Source organism: Marivirga tractuosa, assembly GCF_042140215.1.
Classification (GTDB): Bacteria; Bacteroidota; Bacteroidia; order Cytophagales; family Cyclobacteriaceae; genus Marivirga; species Marivirga tractuosa_A.
Genome location: NZ_CP159478.1, coordinates 2,142,467 through 2,163,294, shown reverse-complemented (window position 1 = coordinate 2,163,294; position 20,828 = coordinate 2,142,467). Strand labels below are relative to the sequence as shown.

General features: G+C 34.6%; 18 protein-coding genes. 9 read left to right on the top strand and 9 right to left on the bottom strand.

Translation table 11 applies throughout. The annotated features are described in order from the left end of the window. Positions 1-43 precede the first annotated feature (43 nt). Together mscL and ABWH96_RS09860 are read right to left on the bottom strand one after the other, a co-directional pair. Positions 44-472 carry a large-conductance mechanosensitive channel protein MscL gene (gene mscL / locus ABWH96_RS09865; RefSeq protein ID WP_375581284.1) on the bottom strand — a complete coding sequence of 143 codons (429 nt, stop codon included), beginning with the start codon at positions 470-472 and terminating at the stop codon, positions 44-46. A 112-nt stretch (positions 473-584) separates the two neighbouring features. After that, positions 585-1,130: a DUF2911 domain-containing protein gene (locus tag ABWH96_RS09860; RefSeq protein ID WP_375581283.1), complete on the bottom strand. Its 546-nt coding sequence runs from the start codon at positions 1,128-1,130 to the stop codon at positions 585-587. A 74-nt stretch (positions 1,131-1,204) separates the two neighbouring features. On the opposite strand from ABWH96_RS09860, the gene ABWH96_RS09855 reads away from it, so the two are divergent. Then, the gene (locus ABWH96_RS09855) at positions 1,205-1,687 is read left to right on the top strand and encodes a cytidine/deoxycytidylate deaminase family protein (protein ID WP_375581282.1); all 483 of its coding nucleotides are present in this window, start codon (positions 1,205-1,207) and stop codon (positions 1,685-1,687) included. Between the two features lie 138 nt (positions 1,688-1,825). After that, entirely contained in the window at positions 1,826-2,257 is a 432-nt protein-coding gene (locus ABWH96_RS09850; protein WP_375581281.1) for a DUF5004 domain-containing protein, read from the top strand. Positions 2,258-2,272: 15 nt separating this feature from the next. Here the strand turns inward: ABWH96_RS09850 and murB are convergent, their stop codons facing one another. Further along, a complete protein-coding gene (murB, locus tag ABWH96_RS09845) occupies positions 2,273-3,298 on the bottom strand; it encodes a UDP-N-acetylmuramate dehydrogenase (protein ID WP_375581280.1) in 1,026 nt (341 codons plus the stop codon). A gap of 104 nt (positions 3,299-3,402) precedes the next feature. Here murB and ABWH96_RS09840 point away from each other — a divergent pair, with 104 nt between their 5' ends. Beyond that, the gene (locus tag ABWH96_RS09840; protein ID WP_375581279.1) at positions 3,403-4,209 is read left to right on the top strand and encodes a tetratricopeptide repeat protein; all 807 of its coding nucleotides are present in this window, start codon (positions 3,403-3,405) and stop codon (positions 4,207-4,209) included. Between the two features lie 2 nt (positions 4,210-4,211). Here the strand turns inward: ABWH96_RS09840 and xseB are convergent, their stop codons facing one another. From xseB to dnaG, 5 genes are all read right to left on the bottom strand, one after another. Further along, positions 4,212-4,415, bottom strand: a complete 204-nt coding sequence (gene xseB / locus ABWH96_RS09835; RefSeq protein WP_375581278.1) for an exodeoxyribonuclease VII small subunit — start codon at positions 4,413-4,415, stop codon at positions 4,212-4,214. Positions 4,416-4,417: 2 nt separating this feature from the next. Then, positions 4,418-5,200 (bottom strand): 5'/3'-nucleotidase SurE, encoded by a 783-nt coding sequence (surE, locus tag ABWH96_RS09830; RefSeq protein ID WP_375581277.1) that lies wholly within the window; start codon positions 5,198-5,200, stop codon positions 4,418-4,420. A 15-nt stretch (positions 5,201-5,215) separates the two neighbouring features. Further along, a complete protein-coding gene (locus ABWH96_RS09825) occupies positions 5,216-5,905 on the bottom strand; it encodes a hypothetical protein (protein ID WP_375581276.1) in 690 nt (229 codons plus the stop codon). Beyond that, positions 5,844-7,067, bottom strand: a complete 1,224-nt coding sequence (locus ABWH96_RS09820) for a bifunctional 3,4-dihydroxy-2-butanone-4-phosphate synthase/GTP cyclohydrolase II (RefSeq protein ID WP_375581275.1) — start codon at positions 7,065-7,067, stop codon at positions 5,844-5,846. Before ABWH96_RS09820 ends, ABWH96_RS09825 begins: the two co-directional genes overlap by 62 nt. Positions 7,068-7,324: 257 nt before the next feature. Beyond that, positions 7,325-9,247 carry a DNA primase gene (gene dnaG / locus ABWH96_RS09815; RefSeq protein WP_375581479.1) on the bottom strand — a complete coding sequence of 641 codons (1,923 nt, stop codon included), beginning with the start codon at positions 9,245-9,247 and terminating at the stop codon, positions 7,325-7,327. 137 nt (positions 9,248-9,384) lie between these two features. On the opposite strand from dnaG, the gene ABWH96_RS09810 reads away from it, so the two are divergent. From ABWH96_RS09810 to ABWH96_RS09785, 6 genes are all read left to right on the top strand, one after another. Continuing rightward, a complete protein-coding gene (locus tag ABWH96_RS09810; protein WP_375581274.1) occupies positions 9,385-10,479 on the top strand; it encodes an Mrp/NBP35 family ATP-binding protein in 1,095 nt (364 codons plus the stop codon). A 12-nt stretch (positions 10,480-10,491) separates the two neighbouring features. Continuing rightward, a complete protein-coding gene (locus ABWH96_RS09805) occupies positions 10,492-10,767 on the top strand; it encodes a NifU family protein (RefSeq protein ID WP_375581273.1) in 276 nt (91 codons plus the stop codon). Positions 10,768-10,884: 117 nt separating this feature from the next. Continuing rightward, positions 10,885-13,836: a M43 family zinc metalloprotease gene (locus ABWH96_RS09800; protein ID WP_375581272.1), complete on the top strand. Its 2,952-nt coding sequence runs from the start codon at positions 10,885-10,887 to the stop codon at positions 13,834-13,836. Between the two features lie 195 nt (positions 13,837-14,031). Then, entirely contained in the window at positions 14,032-16,716 is a 2,685-nt protein-coding gene (locus ABWH96_RS09795; RefSeq protein ID WP_375581271.1) for a D-alanine--D-alanine ligase, read from the top strand. Further along, the gene (locus ABWH96_RS09790; RefSeq protein WP_375581270.1) at positions 16,713-17,501 is read left to right on the top strand and encodes a PASTA domain-containing protein; all 789 of its coding nucleotides are present in this window, start codon (positions 16,713-16,715) and stop codon (positions 17,499-17,501) included. The genes ABWH96_RS09795 and ABWH96_RS09790 overlap by 4 nt, the downstream gene beginning before the upstream one ends. Continuing rightward, positions 17,498-19,423: a T9SS type A sorting domain-containing protein gene (locus ABWH96_RS09785; protein WP_375581269.1), complete on the top strand. Its 1,926-nt coding sequence runs from the start codon at positions 17,498-17,500 to the stop codon at positions 19,421-19,423. Before ABWH96_RS09790 ends, ABWH96_RS09785 begins: the two co-directional genes overlap by 4 nt. A 156-nt stretch (positions 19,424-19,579) precedes the next feature. On the opposite strand, the gene prfB is transcribed toward ABWH96_RS09785, so the two are convergent. Beyond that, a protein-coding gene (prfB, locus tag ABWH96_RS09780) for a peptide chain release factor 2 (RefSeq protein WP_375581268.1) occupies positions 19,580-20,672 on the bottom strand; the annotation gives its coding sequence in 2 pieces (ribosomal slippage) (positions 19,580-20,611 and positions 20,613-20,672; 1,092 coding nt in all). Positions 20,673-20,828: the final 156 nt, after the last annotated feature.

The following is a 20,828-nucleotide window of genomic DNA, read 5'->3' as shown; positions in this document are numbered from 1 at the left end:
TTTAGCAATTATTGTACATACATGGAAGTAAGTCAAGAAAAAACTAGCGTTGATTCTTTTCTTTCAGCAAATCTCTAATTTCAGATAATAGCTCAATATTTTTAGGCGTTGCTACTGTGCTATCTTGTTCATTTTCAGATTTCTTTCTTAGCTTATTGAACATCCTAACGACTAGATAAATACAAAAAGCTATAATCAAGAAATCTATTGTAGTCTGAATCAAATTCCCATAATTTATAGTGATAGCAGCATTGATTACGTTTCCCTTATCATCGACCTCCGCTTCCTGAAACACATAAGCCAAATCCTTAAAGTTAATTTGTCCAATAAAAATACTTAAAACAGGCATAATAAAATCAGCCACTATAGAATTCACAACTTTGGTGAAAGCTGAGCCAATGATGATACCAACCGCCATATCGAACACATTTCCTTTTATGGCAAATTCCTTAAACTCTTTGAAGAAAGTCATAGTGTATAATTATTGAGTGAGATTATATTTGATTCAAATTAGCATAAAACAGAAAAAGCTACAAGGTTTTGTGTCCTTATAGCTTTTCAATTAGTTTAAAGAAATATTCTTTCTAAAATTCAATCGGAATACTCACCATTGTATTAGCCCAAATCATTTGCATACTTACTTCCCCGCCTGATTGATCAAACCGAATAGTAAAAGGCTCATACATTTCATCTGATTTATTAACTGGAACTTCGAATTTAACTAAATCCTGCTCTTCATCATATTTATAAGCACCCCATTGTCCTACATCCTTATTTAAAATGATCGTCCAACTTTTAGCTCCTGGAATAGTGAAAACAGAGTAAGTCCCTGCTGGAACGGTTTCTCCAGCCATTTTGATTTCATCTGTAACCGTTATTTCGGTGGCTTCATTTGCACCTGTTCTCCAAATTTTACCTAAGGGTGCTAATTCCGCAGTTTCAGTAAACGCTTCTCTCCCTCTTAAATGAGGTCTTCCGTAGGTTACTTTCACATAAGTGTCTTCAAAAGTGTAAGTTACCATACCTAATGGACTTGGTTTTTGTTTTAAAGCCTCTTGAGCCTGCGCATCAAAACTAAATAATATAATCAATGCAAAGCAAGCGAAAATAGATGTGATTAATTTTTTCATAATTTCCCGTTTTTATTTTAAAAGCAATTTACAATTTTATTAATGATAGCACCATAATCCATTATATTTGTTTTATGGAAAAACCACAATTTGACGATATTTTCATGGAACTGGCTGTTAATCTGGCCAAACGCTCGCATTGTATTAAACGGCATGTGGGTGCAGTATTAACTAAAGAAACCAGAATTATTTCTATTGGTTATAATGGACCTCCAGCAGGTACTCATAATTGCGATGAAGAATTTCCTGGTAAAGGCTGTGGCTTGGACTCTAAAGGCAGTTGTATGCTAGCCATTCATGCTGAGCAAAATGCCATTATGTATGCAGTGAAAAATAATGCCTCGGTTGAAAATTCCACGCTTTATGTAACGCTGTCCCCTTGCCTATCTTGTGCCCGTATAATTTTCAGTATGGGAATTAAAAAAGTAATTTATTTAAATTCTTACGCTCATTACAAAGGCTTGGAAAGAGATGAAGGATTAGACTTTTTGGAGAAATTTGGTGTGGCAGTAGAACATTATGAAGGAAACTTACAAAATGTAACGCATATGATTTAAATAATCTTTAAAATAAGTTATTTTATTACTTGCTGTAAAGCAAACCTTCCTACTGACCATATTTTTATTTACTTTTGTTCTGAACTTAATTATATATACATGAAAAATTTTAAATTATTACTAGTATTAGTTGTCGGAATGTTAGCTTTCCAAGCATGTAACAATGATGACGAAGAAAACCTAGCAAACAAAGCAGATTTAGTAGGTCTTTGGACTTCCACGGAGGTAGAAACAACCTTTCTAGTAGATGGCGAACCTTATACTGATCAGGACTTAGGACCACAATTTGAAGGCGATGGGCAAACGCTTGTATTTAGAGAGGATGATACATTTACATCAAACGAAGGAACAAGCGATGAAGACGCAGGAACCTATTCTTTAAATTCAGATGGTAGTGTTATCACTTTTAACAGCAATAGCGGTGAAACCTATGATTTTGAAATTTTATCTGCTTCTGCCGATCAGCTAAAAATTAAACATGAAGAAGACATTACTGCCTTAGCAGCATTATTCGGAGTAGAGATTGAAGAAGATTTTATTATTTCAAGTGAGGTTACTTTTGTAAAATAAAGATTTACAATAAACCTAAATAAAATTCACTTCAGGGCTTAATTCAACTCCAAATTTAGATTGAATTGAGTCCTGAATTTTTTTGGCCAAATTCAATATGTCTTTCCCTTTGCCCTCTCCATAGTTTACTAATACCAAAGCCTGTTTTTGATGCACCCCAACACCATTTTCTTGATACCCCTTCCACCCTGCCTTTTCAATCAACCAACCCGCTGCTAATTTCACTTGCCCTTTCCCCAGATCATAAGATGGGATCTCTGGGAATTCATTTTGTAACTTTTTAAATTCTGCTACATCAATAATTGGATTTTTGAAGAAACTACCTGAATTTCCGATTTCTGCAGGATCCGGAAGCTTTGATTGCCTAATTTTGATAATTGCATCACTTACATCTTGAATAGAAGGATGTTCAATATTCTTTTCAGCCATCACATTTTTAATGACACCATAATCAAGTTTTAATTGATGAAAATTAGCTTTATCAAGTTGAAAGCTTACGGATGCAATTAGATACTGACCTTTCAATTTATGCTTAAAAACACTTTCTCGATAACCAAACTTACATTGTTCTGAAAAGAACACCTCTAACTTTCCTGTATTTAAATTGATAGCTTCAAGGGATTGAAAAGTATCTTTGATTTCCACACCATAAGCCCCAATATTTTGCATGGGTGCAGCACCTACTGTCCCAGGGATTAAAGATAAATTCTCCAATCCACCCCAGTTATGCTTAAGGGTATAAAGCACAAATTGATGCCAGTTTTCACCCCCTCCACATTTTACAGTAACTGATTTATTATTCTCTTCTATTATTTCAATTCCTGAAATTCTATTAACCACCACCAAACCATGAAAATCATCTGTAAGCAATATATTGCTACCGCCCCCCAATAATAATCGTGGATTGCTTTTCCATTCTGTAGTATTCAGTAATTCTTTAAACTCCTCAGTAGAATTAATTTCAATAAATAAATCTGCTTTCACATCAAATCCAAAAGTATTATAAGTACTTAATGATTTAGAATTAATGAATTTCAACATACAGCTGCAAGAGTTAAAATAAGGTTGCGATTAAAAAAAATCAAAAATGAGTTTCAATATAAAAACTATTCCATTAGTTTAGTGTATCAACTCTTAAAATTACTATGAAAAAATTATTCATCATAAGCTTAAGCACTATCATTTTATTAGCCTGCACTGATCACAAGGAAAAAGGAAGTCAGTATTTTGATTCTGGTGATTATCAAAATGCACTATATCATTTTGAGGAAGCATTAAATTTGGATCCCAGAAATGAAATGATGCTATACAATACAGCCCGTTGCTATGAGGAAATGAAACAATATAGTCAAGCAATAGAAATGTATGATAAATCCATTTATAATAAAAGAGATTTAACCATTGCGTATTTAGGAAGGGGCCGTTCATATTATAAAAAAGGAGAATATAAAAGCGCAGTTATTGATTTTGGTAATGCACTCTATTACGATAATAAAAATGAGGATGCTTTATATTATGCTGCCCTAAGTTTTATGAAAGATTCTAGTTATCGAAAAGCACAAAAAGCCTTTACTTCACTCTTGAAATTAAATCCAGAGCATTTTAAAGCTCGATTTAATAGAGGAGTTTTATATGCAATTCAAGCAAACACTTTATTTGCATTATCGGATTTTAATAATTTGATAAGAAACGAAAGGTTACTTGAGAATGCATATTACAACAGGGGAATAATATATCAACATATGGAAAATTATGATGGTGCCATTCATGATTTTTCTAAAGCGATAAGCCTGGGATATAAAAATGAAAAAATACTTTTAAAGCGGGCTGAATGTTATTTAAACCTTAAACGTAATCAAAAGGCTTGTAAAGATTATCAGGAATTGGCTCAGTTTAATAAACAAAAAGGACAGGAATTATTACTTAAGTATTGCGACTCTTACAATTTGTAATTTTAATCCTCCATTTCATTGAAGGCATCTTCCACCCTTTTTTCTGTTCCTTTCAGCATGGATTTACAATTTTTTAATAACTCCATGGATTCATTCACTAATTCTGTAAGTTGATCAATCGGAATTTCCTCATGCTCGACTTTATTTAATATCTCTTCTAATTTTTGAAGAGATTCTTCATAACCTAACTGTTTCTTTTTTGCCATTCTTAATCAATTTTAATATCCCATTCATCATTAAGCATACTGATGGTATGATGTGCCGTTAAATCAAATTGGCAAGGAACAACAGAAACATAATTATTGGCAATTGCCCACTCGTCATTATCCTCACCCTTATCAAAATTCACAAAATTACCTGCCATCCAGAAATATCTTCTGCCATTGGGGTCAAACCTTTGATCAAATTCTTCTTCCCATTTAGCTCTGGCTTGCCTACAAATTTTTATGCCTTTAATGCGTTCATTCCTCTTTGGAGGGAAGTTTACATTTAAAGTAGTGTATCTTGGAAGACCTGTATCAAGAACTTGTTTAGCTATTGCTTTTACATACTCTAATGCATGTTCAAACTCAGCATCTTGCGCATAATCACATAATGAAAAACCTATTGATGGACAACCTTCAATAGCACCTTCAATAGCGGCCGACATAGTGCCAGAATATAGCACACTTATGGATGTATTACTACCGTGATTAATACCACTAACAATTAAATCAGGCGTTCTATCTTTAAGGACATGATGTTTAGCTAGTTTCACACAATCAGCTGGTGTTCCTGAAGATTCATAAGCTGTTATATCATCACCAAAAATATCCGTTTTATCTAACCGAAGCGTATTTCCTATAGTAATAGCGTGTCCCATTCCAGATTGAGGGCTATTTGGAGCCACTACAACTACTTCTCCTAAATCCTTCATACATTCCACCAAATGACGAATTCCTTTACTAGTTACTCCGTCATCATTACTCACTAAAATCAAAGGTCTTTCCATATATAAATTTAACTTCTAGCGAGATGAAACCAATCCATTATAGTATTTCATAATGGTTACCAAATCACCTTGCTTATCTACTTTTAATCTTCTTTCTTTAATATAATCAATCATTTGCTGCTCAAATCTCCCAAAGAAAGGATATAGATCTTTTCTCTTTTCCGAAAACCTATGGATTGTTCCGTCATCGGTCAACAGGAAATAATCATAGGTTAATATTTCTCTGCTTCCAAATCCTCTGGTTCTATACATGGGGTTTCCAAACCTATTATTATTTTCAATAATCACATATTCCCTTGTCATTAAGGTAATCTTACCTTCCTCCAATATTTCAAAAAATATAGGTGCTTTTACGGTTCCTTTAAGATCAAAAGGTATTGAATAAACTGATCTTACTCTTTTGAAAAATTGACAGTGAAAGCTGAAAAAAAGAATATTCTGTGAGGTAAAAGTTTTTACTCTTTCATCAGAGGTGAATTGCAACAAATTTGATTCAAAGTCATATTGAATCTTCCCTTGTAATGTATCTTCAGAATCTAATACAACATAGCCAGGATGCCACATTTCTTGCGGTAAATCTTGAGCAAAAGATGTGGAGACATACACAAAAAGCGATATCGTAAAGATGAAAATACTTTTCACATTAGCTATTTTTAAGGATACTGTGCCCCATTTTGTCCCTTTTGGTTCGTAGATAGTTTTCATTATGCTTATTTGGTGGAATTTCTAAAGCTACATTCTCCACAATTTCCAAGCCATAACCAAGCAAACCAGCTCTTTTTGTAGGGTTATTAGAAACTAGTCTGATTTTTCTAACACCTAATTTTCTTAAAATTTGAGCTCCAACACCGTAATCACGCTGATCCATTTTAAAGCCTAAGGCAACATTCGCCTCTACGGTATCCATACCTTGTTCTTGCAATTTATAAGCCTTCAACTTATTCATCAGCCCAATTCCTCTCCCTTCTTGATTCATATAGACAATCACGCCTTTCCCTTCTTTCTCAATCATTTCCATAGCTTGGTGAAGCTGAGGGCCACAATCGCATCGGCATGAACCAAAAATATCTCCCGTTAAACAAGAGGAATGCACACGAACCAAAACCGGCTCATCTTCTTTCCACTCTCCTTTTACTAAGGCTAAATGATTATCTTTAGTAGTAGTTTGTTCAAAAGCTACTAATTTAAAATCACCATAATCCGTTGGCATTTCTACATCTACCTTTTCTTCCACCAATGACTCATTATTTAATCTGTATTCGATTAAATCTTTTATCGCCACTAATTTCAGATTAAATTTATCTGCAACTATTCTCAAGTCAGGAAGGCGAGCCATCGTACCGTCTTCATTCATAATTTCAACTAAAACGCCACCAGGAGTTAAACCAGCTAATCTTGAAAAATCAACAGCAGCTTCCGTATGCCCAGTTCTCCTTAAAACACCACCTTGCCTAGCTTTTAAAGGAAAAATGTGACCCGGTTTACCCAAAACTTCTGGTTTAGTATTTGGATTAACTAAAGCCTGAATGGTTTTTGATCTGTCACTAGCGGAAATCCCTGTAGTAGTGCCCTCCCCTATTAAATCAACAGAAACAGTGAATGGGGTTTCAAATTGAGCAGTATTTTTACCTACCATCAATTCTAAACCTAATTCATTACATCTATCTTCTGGTAGAGATGCACAAATCAAGCCTCTTCCGTGCTTGGACATGAAATTTATAATTTCAGGAGTTACTTTTTCGGCAGCACAAATGAAATCACCTTCATTTTCTCTATCTTCATCATCCACAACAATGATGATTTCTCCGTTTTTAATAGCTTCAATAGCTGATTCTATAGTATCTAATTGAATTCTTTCTGACGACATAAATCTTTGAAAAATAATAAATCACAAAGGTAGCCAATATTTAATGATTACCCGACAAAAATTAAAACGAATACGTGCTCCAAGTGTTTGAATATTGGACTAATCACAAAGTTGCGCTAAGTTTTACACTAAGATCACTGAGAAATATACAGCTAAAGCTGTAATGATTTGAATCAAAGGCTAAACAAGAAAACACAAATTACAGTTTAAGACATCAAAAGCTTAAACACTAGCTATTCCGATTCATAGGGTTAATATTATTTCACTACAACCATTCCCAATAAATTACCAATTTCCATTTTAGCTTGATTAAGTTGCATTAAATACTGCAACACAATCTGTTCATCTTCTTGAGTATCAGTATTTTTCAATTTCTCTGTATTTTTTTCCATTAAATGAAGAATGGAACGATGCTTTAGTCTTAGAACATGAATATAAATCGAGTCATTTAGTATATGGCGCTCATGAGGAGTATAAATTTCAAATTTCTTTTCCCAGTTTTCACTTAACTCATAACGATCAGTGTAAAGTGAAAAAATTACTTTACGTACCTCTTCAGATCCGTTTTTAATGAAATAGGATTCATTCAAAATAACTCCATCCTTTAAGTTAGAAACAAAGTCTTTAAGTATTTCAGCATAAACAGGATGTATAAATTCTGTATCAGCCAACTCCTGTAACAAATAATCTATGACCAATTTATCATCTGCCAAGGGTAATTCTGCATAAGTAAGCAACAAGCGTATACTTTCTCTTTCTTGCAATGCCACAACATCAAAAGGAGTATATTGCTTTTGAATTTGTTCAGGAGCTTGATTATAACTTTCGCTTAAATAATTAGCCTGACGTTTGGTAATATCTCCTTTGCTCTGCTTTTCCCTAAGAATGACTTTATTTTGTTCCGCAATTAAAAGGGCTTCATCAATTTCAAGTATATCGCTACATTCCTTAATGTAGATAGCTCTTTTAACAGGATCAGGAATTTTGGAAATGGAGCGTACAATATCCTGAATGGTTTCTGCCTTTTTGATCGGATCCTGTTTGGTTTCTTCCAAAAGTAAATCCGATTTGAAGCGAATGAAATCCTTAGCATTTTCATCTAAAAAGCTTTTGAAAGCTTCATCTCCCATTTTTTGTGAATAACTATCCGGATCTTCACCATCTGGAAAAATGACCACCTTTACATTTAGGCCACCTTCTAAAATCAGATCGATACCTCGCATGGCGGCTTTTAAACCAGCTGCATCACCATCGAATAAAACAGTGACATTCTGAGCATATCTTCCAATCAACTTAATCTGTTGAGTTGTCAGAGAGGTTCCTGAAGAAGCCACCACATTCTCCACTCCGGATTGATGCAGAGATATTACATCCGTATAGCCTTCAACCAAAAAGCAATTCTCCTCATCTCTAATGCTTTTTTTAGCCTGAGCTATTCCATAAAGCACTTCACTTTTATGGTAAACATCCGTTTCGGGAGAATTTATATATTTCGGTTGCTTTTTATCATTGATAAGTATTCTGGCACCAAAGGCTATAGGCTTTCCAGAAATAGAATGAATAGGGAAAATTACTCTGTTCCTGAATCTATCGTAAGTTTTATCTTCTTTTTTGATGATCAAACCTGCTTTTTCAAGCAATTCTTCAGAATGACCTGCTGTTTTAGCAGCTTTTATTAAACCATCCCACTGATCTAAAGTAAATCCCAAATCAAACTTATCAATAGTAGCATTTGAAAAACCTCTTTCTTTAAAATAACTTAAGCCAATGGACTTTCCTTGTGGATGATTATGCAATAAATCTTTAAAATACTCAGCTGCAAAATTAAGCACAATGTAAAGGCTTTCTCTTTCATTATATGCTTCTTGTTGCTCTGGGGAAGATTCCGTTTCTTCAATTTCAATTCCATATTTATCGGCTAATTGACGAATAGCTTCTGGGAAATTAAGTCCTTCCAAATCCATGATAAATTGTATGGAATCACCAGCTTTACCGCAACCAAAGCATTTGTAAATCCCTTTATTGGGTGCTACAGAAAAAGAAGGCGTTTTCTCATCATGAAAAGGACAACACGCCCACATGTTTTGCCCTTTCTTTTTGAGTGGCACATAATCGCCTACTACCTCTTCTATTTCGGCTCTATCCTGTACTTCCTGTATGGTTTTTGGACTTAATCCCACTGGTTTGTCAAAATTTTTACTTTTATTTAAACTAATTCCAACTAATTTCACGTATGAATTGTTAGCTAAATTGATAAAGTTTAACTTGCAACAATTTCAAAGCAAAACTACGATTTTTTTAATTATAATAGATATATATGGCTGTTACTAAAGATAGCATAATTAAAGCATTAAGTACTGTAGATGATCCAGATTTCAAAAAAGATTTGGTGACACTTAATATGATTCAAGATGTGAGCATTGATGGGAATGCGGTATATTTCACTGTGGTGTTGACAACACCTGCCTGTCCACTTAAAGAAATCATCAAAAATGATTGTATCAATGCCATTCATAAACATGTAGATAAAGATTTACAAGTATTCCCAAATATGACTTCAAATGTTACCTCAACAAGAAGTTCAGCACCCTTATTACCTAATGTAAGAAACATCATTGCCATTGGTTCAGGAAAAGGTGGTGTAGGGAAATCTACTGTCACAGCTAATTTAGCCGTTTCTTTAGCACAAGAAGGGGCAAAAGTAGGATTAATTGATGCCGATATATTTGGCCCTTCAATCCCAACTATGTTCAATTGTGAGGCAGAGCAACCTGAAGTTAAGCAAGTAGATGGTAAAAATGTAATTGTTCCAATTGAGCAATACGGAATAAAATTAATATCCATTGGATTCTTAACTCCACCAGATAATGCAGTGGTTTGGAGAGGGCCAATGGCTAGTTCTGCTTTAAAGCAGTTCATAGGTGATACGGATTGGGGAGAATTAGATTATTTACTAATTGATCTACCTCCAGGTACTAGTGATATTCATTTGACTTTAGTACAAACCATACCAGTTACAGGTGCAGTAGTTGTTACTACTCCTCAAAAGGTGGCCTTAGCTGATGCTAAAAAAGCAATTGGGATGTTCAAGCAACCACAAATTAATGTTCCTATTCTGGGATTGGTTGAAAATATGGCTTATTTCACACCTGCAGAATTACCTGATAATAAATATTTTATCTTTGGTGAAGGCGGAGGCTATAAAATGAGTGAAGAATATGACATCCCATTTTTAGGTCAAATGCCATTAGTACAATCCATTCGTGAAAGTGGGGATTCAGGTTATCCTACCGCAATGAAAGATGGTCCATCTGCTGATGCGTTTAAGGATTTAGCCCAAAAATTAGCCCGACAAGTAGCCATTAGAAATGCAAGCATGGCGGGTACAAAAACAGTTGAAATGACGAGTTGAAATCAATAAATTATGGATATTTTAAATAGAGTAGAAAAAGCATTGGATTCCATAAGACCCTATTTAGAGGCAGATGGAGGTAATGTAAGAGTATTGGACTTTAACGATGGCCTTTTACGTTTAGAATTATTGGGCGCCTGTGGCAATTGCCCTATGTCAACTATGACGTTAAAAGCGGGTGTTGAAGAAGCCGTTAAAAAAGCCGTTCCTGAAGTTACTTCTGTAGAAGCTATTAACATCACTTCTGCAGATGACCCAAATGCTGAACTACCTCAAACCATGAAGTAATATAATTTTGAATTACTATTATCTTCAAAAGATAATTTTGCGTTCAACTTAGTTTGAACTTAACTTTTGGTTTTAACTTAGAGTCTAATTAAATTTAGACAAAACTATTTGAGCCCAATGAAAAAACTACATCACTCTAATTTGATATTCTTCATTAGGAGTGGTGTATTTATTCTAATAAGCCTCCTTTCCATTAACATCAAGGCACAGGAGCGATGTGCTGTACCACAATTATTAGAAGAAAGGGAAAATAGAAAACCTGAATTAAGTACAGAGAAATTCGAAAAATGGATAGAGGATAAAAAAAATCTACAATCACCATTTTCTCAAAGGACGCAAGCTGTTACAGTTGAAATCCCTGTCGTATTTCACATTATCCATAATGGAGAACCCGTTGGAACTGGGGGTAACTTACTGAAAAGTAGAATTGATCGTCAACTTGAAATCTTAAATGAAGATTTTAATAGACTCAATAGCGATTCTAGCGAAACCTTAGATGATTTTAAATCAATAGCAGCTTCTTTTGAAATCGAATTTGTCTATGCCAGACAAGACCCTGATGGTCAAGAAACGAATGGTATTGTCAGGATTCCAGGAAGCCAATCTACTTATAGCTATCAAGAAAGAACAATATTAAGTGCCGAGAGCTATTGGCCTGCTGAAGATTACCTCAATATTTGGGTGGCCGATTTAGCTGGTGGAAGTTTAGGCTGGGCAGAATTTCCTGTTTCAAATCTAGCAGGATTGGATGAGGCTAGTAATAACCGACTGATCGATGGGGTTAGCTTAGATTATGTATATTTTGGCGAAAATCCAGACAGTCCTACATTCGAAAGTAAGGGCAGAACTGCTACTCATGAAATGGGACATTTTTTTGGGTTAAGACATATCTGGGGAGATGGAGGATGTTCTGTTGATGATTTTTGTGATGACACTCCCGAAGCAAGCAGCTCCAGCACTGGTTGTAATCTATCTAAAACCACTTGTGGGAGTTTGGATATGGTTCAAAACTTCATGGATTATACAAATGATGAATGCATGAATGTCTTTACATTGGATCAAAAAACAAGGGTTCGGACAGTGGTTGAAAACAGTCCAAGGAGATTAAGCCTTACCGAATCAAGAGGGTTGGAGAATCCGCCTGTCTTCAATCGCGATTTAGGATTAACGGAATTAAATTCAAGGTTTACAGGAAGTTGTAGTGGAAATTTTAATCCTCAGACTACCATAAAAAACCAAGGAATGCTTCCCATAGGAGAATATAGTGTTCAAATGTTTATAGATGGGATATTGGAAGAAACAATTGAATTTAACGATACGCTTCAGAGCGGTCAAGAAAAAACCGTTTATTTTTCACTTTTAAATTTTGAAGAGACTGGTCAATATTCCATTTTTTATCGAGTTAACCTGACTAATGGTTTCGAAGATGAGCGCATGGAAAATAATCAAAAGCTTGAATACTATCAAAAGCTTGCAGAAGGAACCCTCCCTTATGAAAAGAAATTTCAAAACAATATCGCTCCTTGGTTTATTCGAAATATTGATGAAGAGGAAACCTGGACACTTTATGACAATGCTATTGGAATTCCCTTTTATGAAAATCGCCAGAATTTCGGTCAAAAAGAGGAAATAATTTCTCCTATTTTCGATTTCACGACCATTGAGGTGCCAGAATTAAGTTTCGTATTTGCACAAGCAGAAGATTCCATCCCGAATAGAGTCAGTATTTATGCTTCTTATGATTGTGGGAGAACCTTCAACGATTTGGTTTTTTCCAATTCCATTACTGATTTATCTACAGCCTATGAGGTTGACTCTATTTTCAGTCCAGAATTCCGTTTAGATTGGGATACGGTAAAAATAGATCTTAACCGCTTGAAAGATGAGGAATCGGTTTGCTTTAATATTGTTGCTGAAAACAGGCTCTCCAATAATTTTTATATAAGCGAATTTAACGTAAAGGAATCCGATAAGAAAAATAAAGAAATTGAGATTATACGATGGGAAGATATAAATCCTCTTTTTTGTGATGAAGGCTTTGAAGGGATTTTGACTATCAAAAATGTAGGTAGAGAGAACATAAGTAATTATAAAATACAAGTATTAAATAATAATGAACTTACAAAAGAATATATTATAAATGACGAGGTTTTAGTTTCAGGACAGGAAACTCAAGTAGAAATAATAATTCCTCAGCCCGAGCAAAACATTGGAGAATATGAAATAAGGGTTATCACAAATAATACGGAAGAAGAAGTTATTAATACTTTCTATCTGCCATTTCAGAATAATTGTTTTGAAGAACTCCCTCCCTTGAGATTAAGTTTGCGTGAAAACGATAACGATAACTGGTTCGAATTTAATCCTGATAAAGATCAAGGTTGGGTCTTTAGCACGGATAACAGAGCGGTCAATAGTAATTCATCTAATATTACAAAAGAATCATCTGAAGACTGGTTGATAAGTCCGTTATTAGATGTCAGTAATACCAATTATTTAGGACTAATATTTGACCTCTCTTATAGAAAACCATTTAGGCAAGCTGAAAAATTTGAAATTTACCTTTCCGATGATAATGGAAAGAATTTCAATTCCTTGATATACAGTAAATCAGGAGACTCATTGGCTACCTCTTTCGGCAATGATGTTCCTAATCAATTAATTTGGAGGAATGAATTTGTAGATTTATCACCCTATGTTTTCAAAGAAAAAATAAGATTAGCTTTTAAAGTTACGCATGATAATGGGCAGAATATCTACTTAAAAAACATCACCTTTTTTGTAGGGCAATCACCACCACCTCCTTATCCAAATACAAGAAAGCCCTTTGTAATTTATCCTAATCCAGCTAAAAACGATCTTAATTTACATTTGAATTTGGAAATTGCTGAAGAAGGTTTCTTTCAAGTTTTAGATATGACGGGCAAAGTGATGCTAGAATTTACAGAACCTAAAATCTTGAATCAATTCATTAGTTTTAATGTCTCTCAATTAGCAGAGGGCATGTATATTCTAAGATTGAATACCAAAAGAATTACCGCTACGGAAAGATTTATGATTCAGAAATAAAGTCAAGCTAATTTATTCCACTTTTTAAATTACAAAAATCAAATCATGGGTTGAATTCTTAATTGATATGTTATTTTTACATTTTAATAAATTGAATCATCTTGATTTGGATTCAACAATGATCTGTAAGGTTTTGAACATTAACCGGCTTCATATTCAAGTGATAAAATTTTAAAATCCATATAAATCGAATAAATGAAAATCGGAATATTTTTTGGAGGTCAGTCAAGAGAAAGAGAAATATCCTTTGCAGGTGGAAGAACGGTTTATGACAATCTTAATAAATCAATTTTTGAAGCTGTTCCTATTTTTATAGATAGCAAAGGGCATTTCATAATATTGGATTGGCAATATATCTACAAGGGCACCATTCGCGATTTCTATCCTCCCGTTAATTTTTTACCCAAATCAGATTTACCTGTTCAGATTTATGCTGAATCACTGAAAAATTTATCAGATGAGGATTGGGACAAACTAATTGCCGAAGTTGGGCAAAAAATCAATCCTTCTGACTTCAAAAAACATATAGATTTTGCATTCCTAGCACTACATGGCCCATATGGTGAGGATGGAAATATTCAAGGCATTTTAGAATGGAATGGTATCCCATTTAGCGGAGCAGGTATTTTACCATCAGCCATAGGGATCAGTAAAATTGCACAAAGACAATTGCTTCAACAGGCTAATTTTGATGGGCCAAAAAGCATTGTTCTTAATCAAGCTGATTGGAATAACCAACCTCATGAAAATATCTTTGAAAGCTTAAAAAAAGAACTGAATCTCCCTCTAGTTATTAAAGCTCCGCATCAAGGATCTTCCATAGGAGTGAGTATTTTAACTGAAAATGATTTAGCAAAATTTGAAAGTTTAATTCAGAAAAGCTTTTTTGAATTAGAGATCAATAAAAGTGATTGGGACAAATACAATTACGAAGAAAAAATCAGCTTCATAGCCAGATTAGTTGACATTAGAGAAGGTATAGGGCTTCCAGTAATTATAGAAGAAGACTTAATATACACACCTGAAGAATTATTGAACTTCCTTGATAAAACATTTTCTACACAAAAAGAAGTTATAAAACTTAAAGCAATTGATTCAGAAGATTCACTCCTGATTGAATCATTTATTGAAGGCAAAGAATTTTCATGTATTGTAATTCAGGATGAAAATGGACGACCAATTGCCTTACCTCCTACCGAAATTAGGAAAGGTAAAGACGTTTTTGATTATCGTTCGAAGTACCTGCCTGGAATTAGTAGGAAAATCACACCTATAGATGCTCCTCAAGATATCATAGAAAAGATAAGAACCCAATGTTCTGATTTGTTTAAAGCACTTCAGATTGATGTATATGCAAGAATAGATGGTTTTATCACTAAAGAAGGAAAGGTTTTCTTAAATGATCCCAATACAACTTCCGGTATGTTACCGTCATCATTTTTCTTTCATCAGGCAGCTGAAATTGGGCTTAATCCTTCTCAGTTTTTGAGCTATATCATCAGAACATCCTTAAAAGCAAGATTAAAATCAGGAAAGCATCATTTTGAATTTCATAAGATGATCAAGCAACTGGATAGGGATTTAGAAGGATTAAAAAAGAAAGCACAAAAGAAAATTAATGTTGGCGTAATCATGGGTGGATTTTCTACTGAACGACATATTTCAGTAGAAAGCGGAAGGAATATTTATGAAAAATTATCTTCATCAGAAAAATATTTACCTATCCCGATTTTCTTAAGCGGAAATGAAGATCAACACGAATTGTATACATTACCCATCAACATTATGTTGAAAGATAATGCTGACGATATCAAGGATAAAATTAAAAATTACCAGATACACCCGATCATCTCGCAAATTAAATTTGAAAGCAGTGAGATAACAGAAAAGTATGCGAGCATTACCAATACAGCATTAAAAAAGATATCCTATAATGATTTGCCTGAATTAATTGATGTGGCTTTTATAGCTCTTCACGGAAGACCAGGAGAAGACGGGGCTGTTCAAACCGAATTGGAAAAATTGAATATCCCTTATAATGGCTCAGATGTGGAAAGTTCTAAAATCACAATTAATAAATATGATACAAATGAAATCCTTAAAGCTGCTGGAATATCAGTAGCCGATCATCGATTGGTGTATGAAGATAAATGGCAAAGCAATAGAGAAGCAGAAATTAAGGCTATTGAACAGCAATTGAGCTATCCATTGATTGCAAAGCCAGCAGATGACGGATGTAGTTCAGCAGTTAAAAAAATAAAAAATAGAGCTGAATTAGAGGCTTTTGCTGGAATGATGTTTAGACCCCAAGCTGAATTTATTGAAGATTTAGCCACTATTCTGAAACTTAAAAAGAATGAAGAATTTCCTCAGAAGAATTTTTTTCTATTAGAAGAATTAATAGAAAAAAAGGATGCAAAGCACTTTTTAGAGATAACGGGTGGACTTTTAACGCATTTCACTGAAGATGGAAGTATCAATTATGAAATATTTGAGCCTTCAGAAGCGTTAGCAGTTGGTGAAGTTTTAAGTTTGGAAGAAAAATTCCTGGCTGGTGAAGGTCAAAACATAACACCTGCGAGATATACTCCTGAATCGGAGAATTATAAAAAAGTAGCGGAACAAGTAAAGTCCACACTGAAAAAAACCGCAGAAGTACTCAATATCACTGGTTACGCCAGAATTGATGCTTTTGTTAGGGTATATGAGGATTTAAGTGCAGAAACTATTATAATTGAAGTGAACTCTTTGCCGGGTATGACACCAGCAACTTGTATTTTTCATCAAACCGCAATCAATGGCTATAAGCCTTATGATTTCATTGATAAAATACTCTCGTTCGGAACTGAAAAAATGAAAAAACAAACCATTGCAAAATGAAGCTAAAAGCTAATTCTTTAAAAGATTTATTCATACATCTAGGTATAATAATTGGACTATCTATTATTCTCGTATTGAGTTTTTTCTACATCTATTTACCTGTAACAACACACCACGGGGAAAGCATAACTGTTCCTCAATTGGAAGGCGTTCATTTGGATGAATTAGATGAATTTTTATTGGAAAGAGATTTAAGGTATGAGGTAACGGCAGATTCTGGCTTTTCTGCTGAACAGCCCGCTTTAACTGTTTTAAGTCAAGATCCTAAAGAAGGAAAAAAGGTGAAAGAAAATAGGAAGATTTATGTCTCTCTAAATGCCACCAGTCCACCTGATGTGAAAATGCCAAAATTAGTGGATGGCTCATTAAAAAATGCACAGATGGTTTTAGAGAGTTATGGTCTATTGTTAGGGAAAATTACCTATGAGCCTCACGAGTTTCAAAATGCAGTCTTAAAACAAAAAGTAAACGGTGAAGAAATAGAAGCTGGGGCTGATGTAGCCAAAGGCTCAACCATCGATTTAGTTATAGGAAATGGATTAGGAAGACCATTTTCAATGCCAGAATTAGTTGGTAATAATAAAGAGGATGCAGAATTTATCATTATTGGTAGTGGTCTACAAGTTGGCAAAGTAAAAACGCGTGAAGATGATGAAAAAGCTGCTGGAATCGTCTTGCAACAATATCCTGAGTCTGGCACATCAGTTAGAACTGGAAATACTGTTGATATCTGGGTAGTAGCACCAAAGAATGAAGATGAATTATTGACTCCTGATGAAATATGAAACCCAATTGGCTTCTAAAACTCCATATTGTCATTTTATTGTTCATTTCTTTTTTTAATGTTCATGGTCAAATTAGCGAAAAAGCTATATCCCATAATCCTAGATCATTTAATTCAAGTCAAGAACGAAAAGTTTTAGAAGCAGACACTTTGTCTATCCCAATTTGGGATGACTTTTCATATAAAGGATTGAAGCCGGATAGCAGTATCTGGCTTTACGGTGAAAATATATTCGTCAATAATAGTTATGCCTACCTCCCACCCTCATTAAAAGTAGCTTCATTAGATGGTTTTGATGGTCATGGATTGCCGTATGATAATGATGCAAGTAACAATGGCATTGGAGATAGTTTAGTATCTCAACCCATAGATTTATCTGACTATAACGAAAACTCTAATATTAATTTAAGCTTTTTTTGGCAACAAGGTTTTGGAGGTTTCGCCCCTGACTTACAAGATTCATTAAAATTAAGTTTTAAAAATTCAGAAGGAAACTGGGTTCCAGTCCATGGATTTGGAGGTACGGGAAATATAGAACCCACCTTATTTTCACAACATTTTGAAAGGGTAAATGAAGCAAGGTTTTTGCATGCTGGTTTTCAATTTAAGTTTGAAGTATCAGGCAATTTGGCTGGTGATTTTGATGTATGGAATATTGATTACATTTATTTGAATGAAGGAAATACGCCAGTTAGTACACAAGATAATGCATATGATTCCTATGAGGACAGGACATTTTCTACAAGGGCAGGAACGCCTTTTAAAGATTACTATGCAATACCGCTCCATCATTTGCAAGAAGAATGGCTTGAGCAGAATTTACAATCTTCAGATTTTATTTACAATAACTTGTGGGCTGGTAATGCAAACAATTTCTCTTTCGGTACAGAATTTTTCAGCATAGTATACGATACGCTAAAGCCACAAAGCATAATAGATTCTTTGGAAGTGGATGGTATATTTTTAACTGATTTACAGGACACTGCCCAGTTTACTTATCAAGTAAAAAACAAAACCAAATTTATTGATCATTTGATGAGTGAGAAAAATACTGAAGATTCAGTTTATTTAAATTTTCAATTCAATTTGGGTACTAATGATAGCTTGTTTTTTGAAACTATAGATGGTGTGACACAATATTATCCCGACTTAAGTTTCAGGCAAAACGACACCATATCTACTATTATTCCATTACATGATTTTTATGCCTATGATGATGGAACAGCTGAATCGAGAGTTCAACTAAACTCAAGAAACTATCTGCTAGCTCAAGGTTTTGAGATGATTGGGGAGCAGTACTTAACTGGAATTGAAATATATGTTCCTAATATTGGTCAAAATTCGTCTACTCAAAACATTACTTTGTTAGTCTGGGATGAGCTGACTGCAAATACAGATGATATCATAAGAGCACAAAATGTTTTAATTAATGAAAGTTCTGGAATTAATGAATTTCAAAGATTTTCATTCGATAGACCTGTATTACTTAGCGGAGAATTCTATATAGGATACAGAGAAGAGAATGATGATCCTTTGTCTGTTGGTTTTGATAAAAATACCAATAGTGCCGATAATTTATTTTACAATCAAAGCGGGACATGGGAACCCAATACTATATTGGAAGGCAGTGTGATGATCCGGCCTGTTTTTGATGAGGCTAGAATAACGGTCTCCAATAAAGAAGCTATCAATTCAGAGTGGAATATTAAAGCTTATCCTAACCCAAATAAAGGGAGATTAAGACTTACAGACAGTTGGGATATGATTAAGATTTATGATCTTCAAGGTAGATTAAGATTAGAAATGAGCAATTCAGAAAACCGAAATGAGGTCAACATTAGCAATTTGGATAATAATTTATACTTACTCAAAATCACCAAAGATAATAAGCAAAGCACCTTGAAGTTGATGTTAAAGAAGTAGGTTGAACTATCACAGCTTTAATTGAAGCTTCTAGCCCCCTATCATTTACCATGAATTTGAGCCGAGATCGTAGATAGACCTCAAGGTCGGTTCCACCGACCTTCTGAGACTATATTTCTAAATTTTAAGCAAACTTAATTCTAATTTTTAGTTTTCTCAGTCTACTTTCTCATGACTACCCATCAAGTAAGCTTTGATGTAATCATTCAAATCACCATCCAAAACGTTTTGGACATCGGTTCGCTCTACTCCTGTTCTGGCATCTTTAATTAATTTATAAGGATGCAAAACATAGTTTCTAATCTGAGAGCCAAAGTCGATTTTCTTCTTGCCTGCTTCCACTTCATTTCTCTCAGCACTTCTCTTCTCTACCTCAATTTGGTATAATTGAGATTTCAACATTTTCATGGCTTCTTCCCTATTTCCGAGCTGTGTACGATTGGCTTGGCAAACTACCACTATCCCTGTTGGTTTGTGGGTTAACTGTACCTTAGTCTCTACCTTGTTCACATTCTGACCACCAGCACCACCAGAACGAGAGGTGTGTAACTCCACATCGTTGGGATGGATGTCTATCTCAATCGTATCATCCACTACAGGATAAACATAAACCGAAGCAAAAGAAGTATGTCTTCTTCCTCCACTATCGAATGGTGAAATACGAACTAATCGGTGTACGCCATTTTCAGATTTCAAGAAGCCATAAGCTTGTGGCCCATCAAATTCCAAGGTAACAGATTTTACACCTGCCACATCACCTTCCTGAAAATCTACTTCACGTACTTTATAGCCATTAGCTTCTCCCCACATGATGTACATCCTCATTAGGATTCCAGCCCAGTCGTTACTTTCCGTACCGCCCGCACCAGGGGTAATTTGCAGCATAGCTGAAAGTTGGTCTTCCTCAGAAGAAAGCATTTTTTTCAGCTCTAGTTCCTCGGTTTTGGTCAAGGCTTTTTTATAGGCTTTAGCTACTTCTTCCTCAGTGGACTCACCCATCTCCAGAAATTCATAGTAAGTCTCTACTTCTCCGTATAATTCATTTAGCTCTTCGAAATGTTTTGTCCATTCCTTTAGGCCTTGAATCACCTTCATGGTCTTTTCTGCCTCATCTGAATCATTCCAAAAATCAGGTTGGGCAGATACCAATTCCAATTCTTTTATTTCTTCTACTTTCTTTTCGTAGTCAAAGATACCCCCGAAGTGCTTCCACTCGGGCCTTTAAGTCTTTTAAATCGTCACTAGTCATTAGGACTTTGTTTTATGTTGTTTTATAAATAATAATCTATGCTATTGTATATTATTTCTACTTTTTAACTTAATCCTATCTGAAGCAAGCAACACACCTGTGGTCCCCCCTCAAGGGGACAGCTACACAGATTTAGCTGAGCAGAAGTCAAACAGT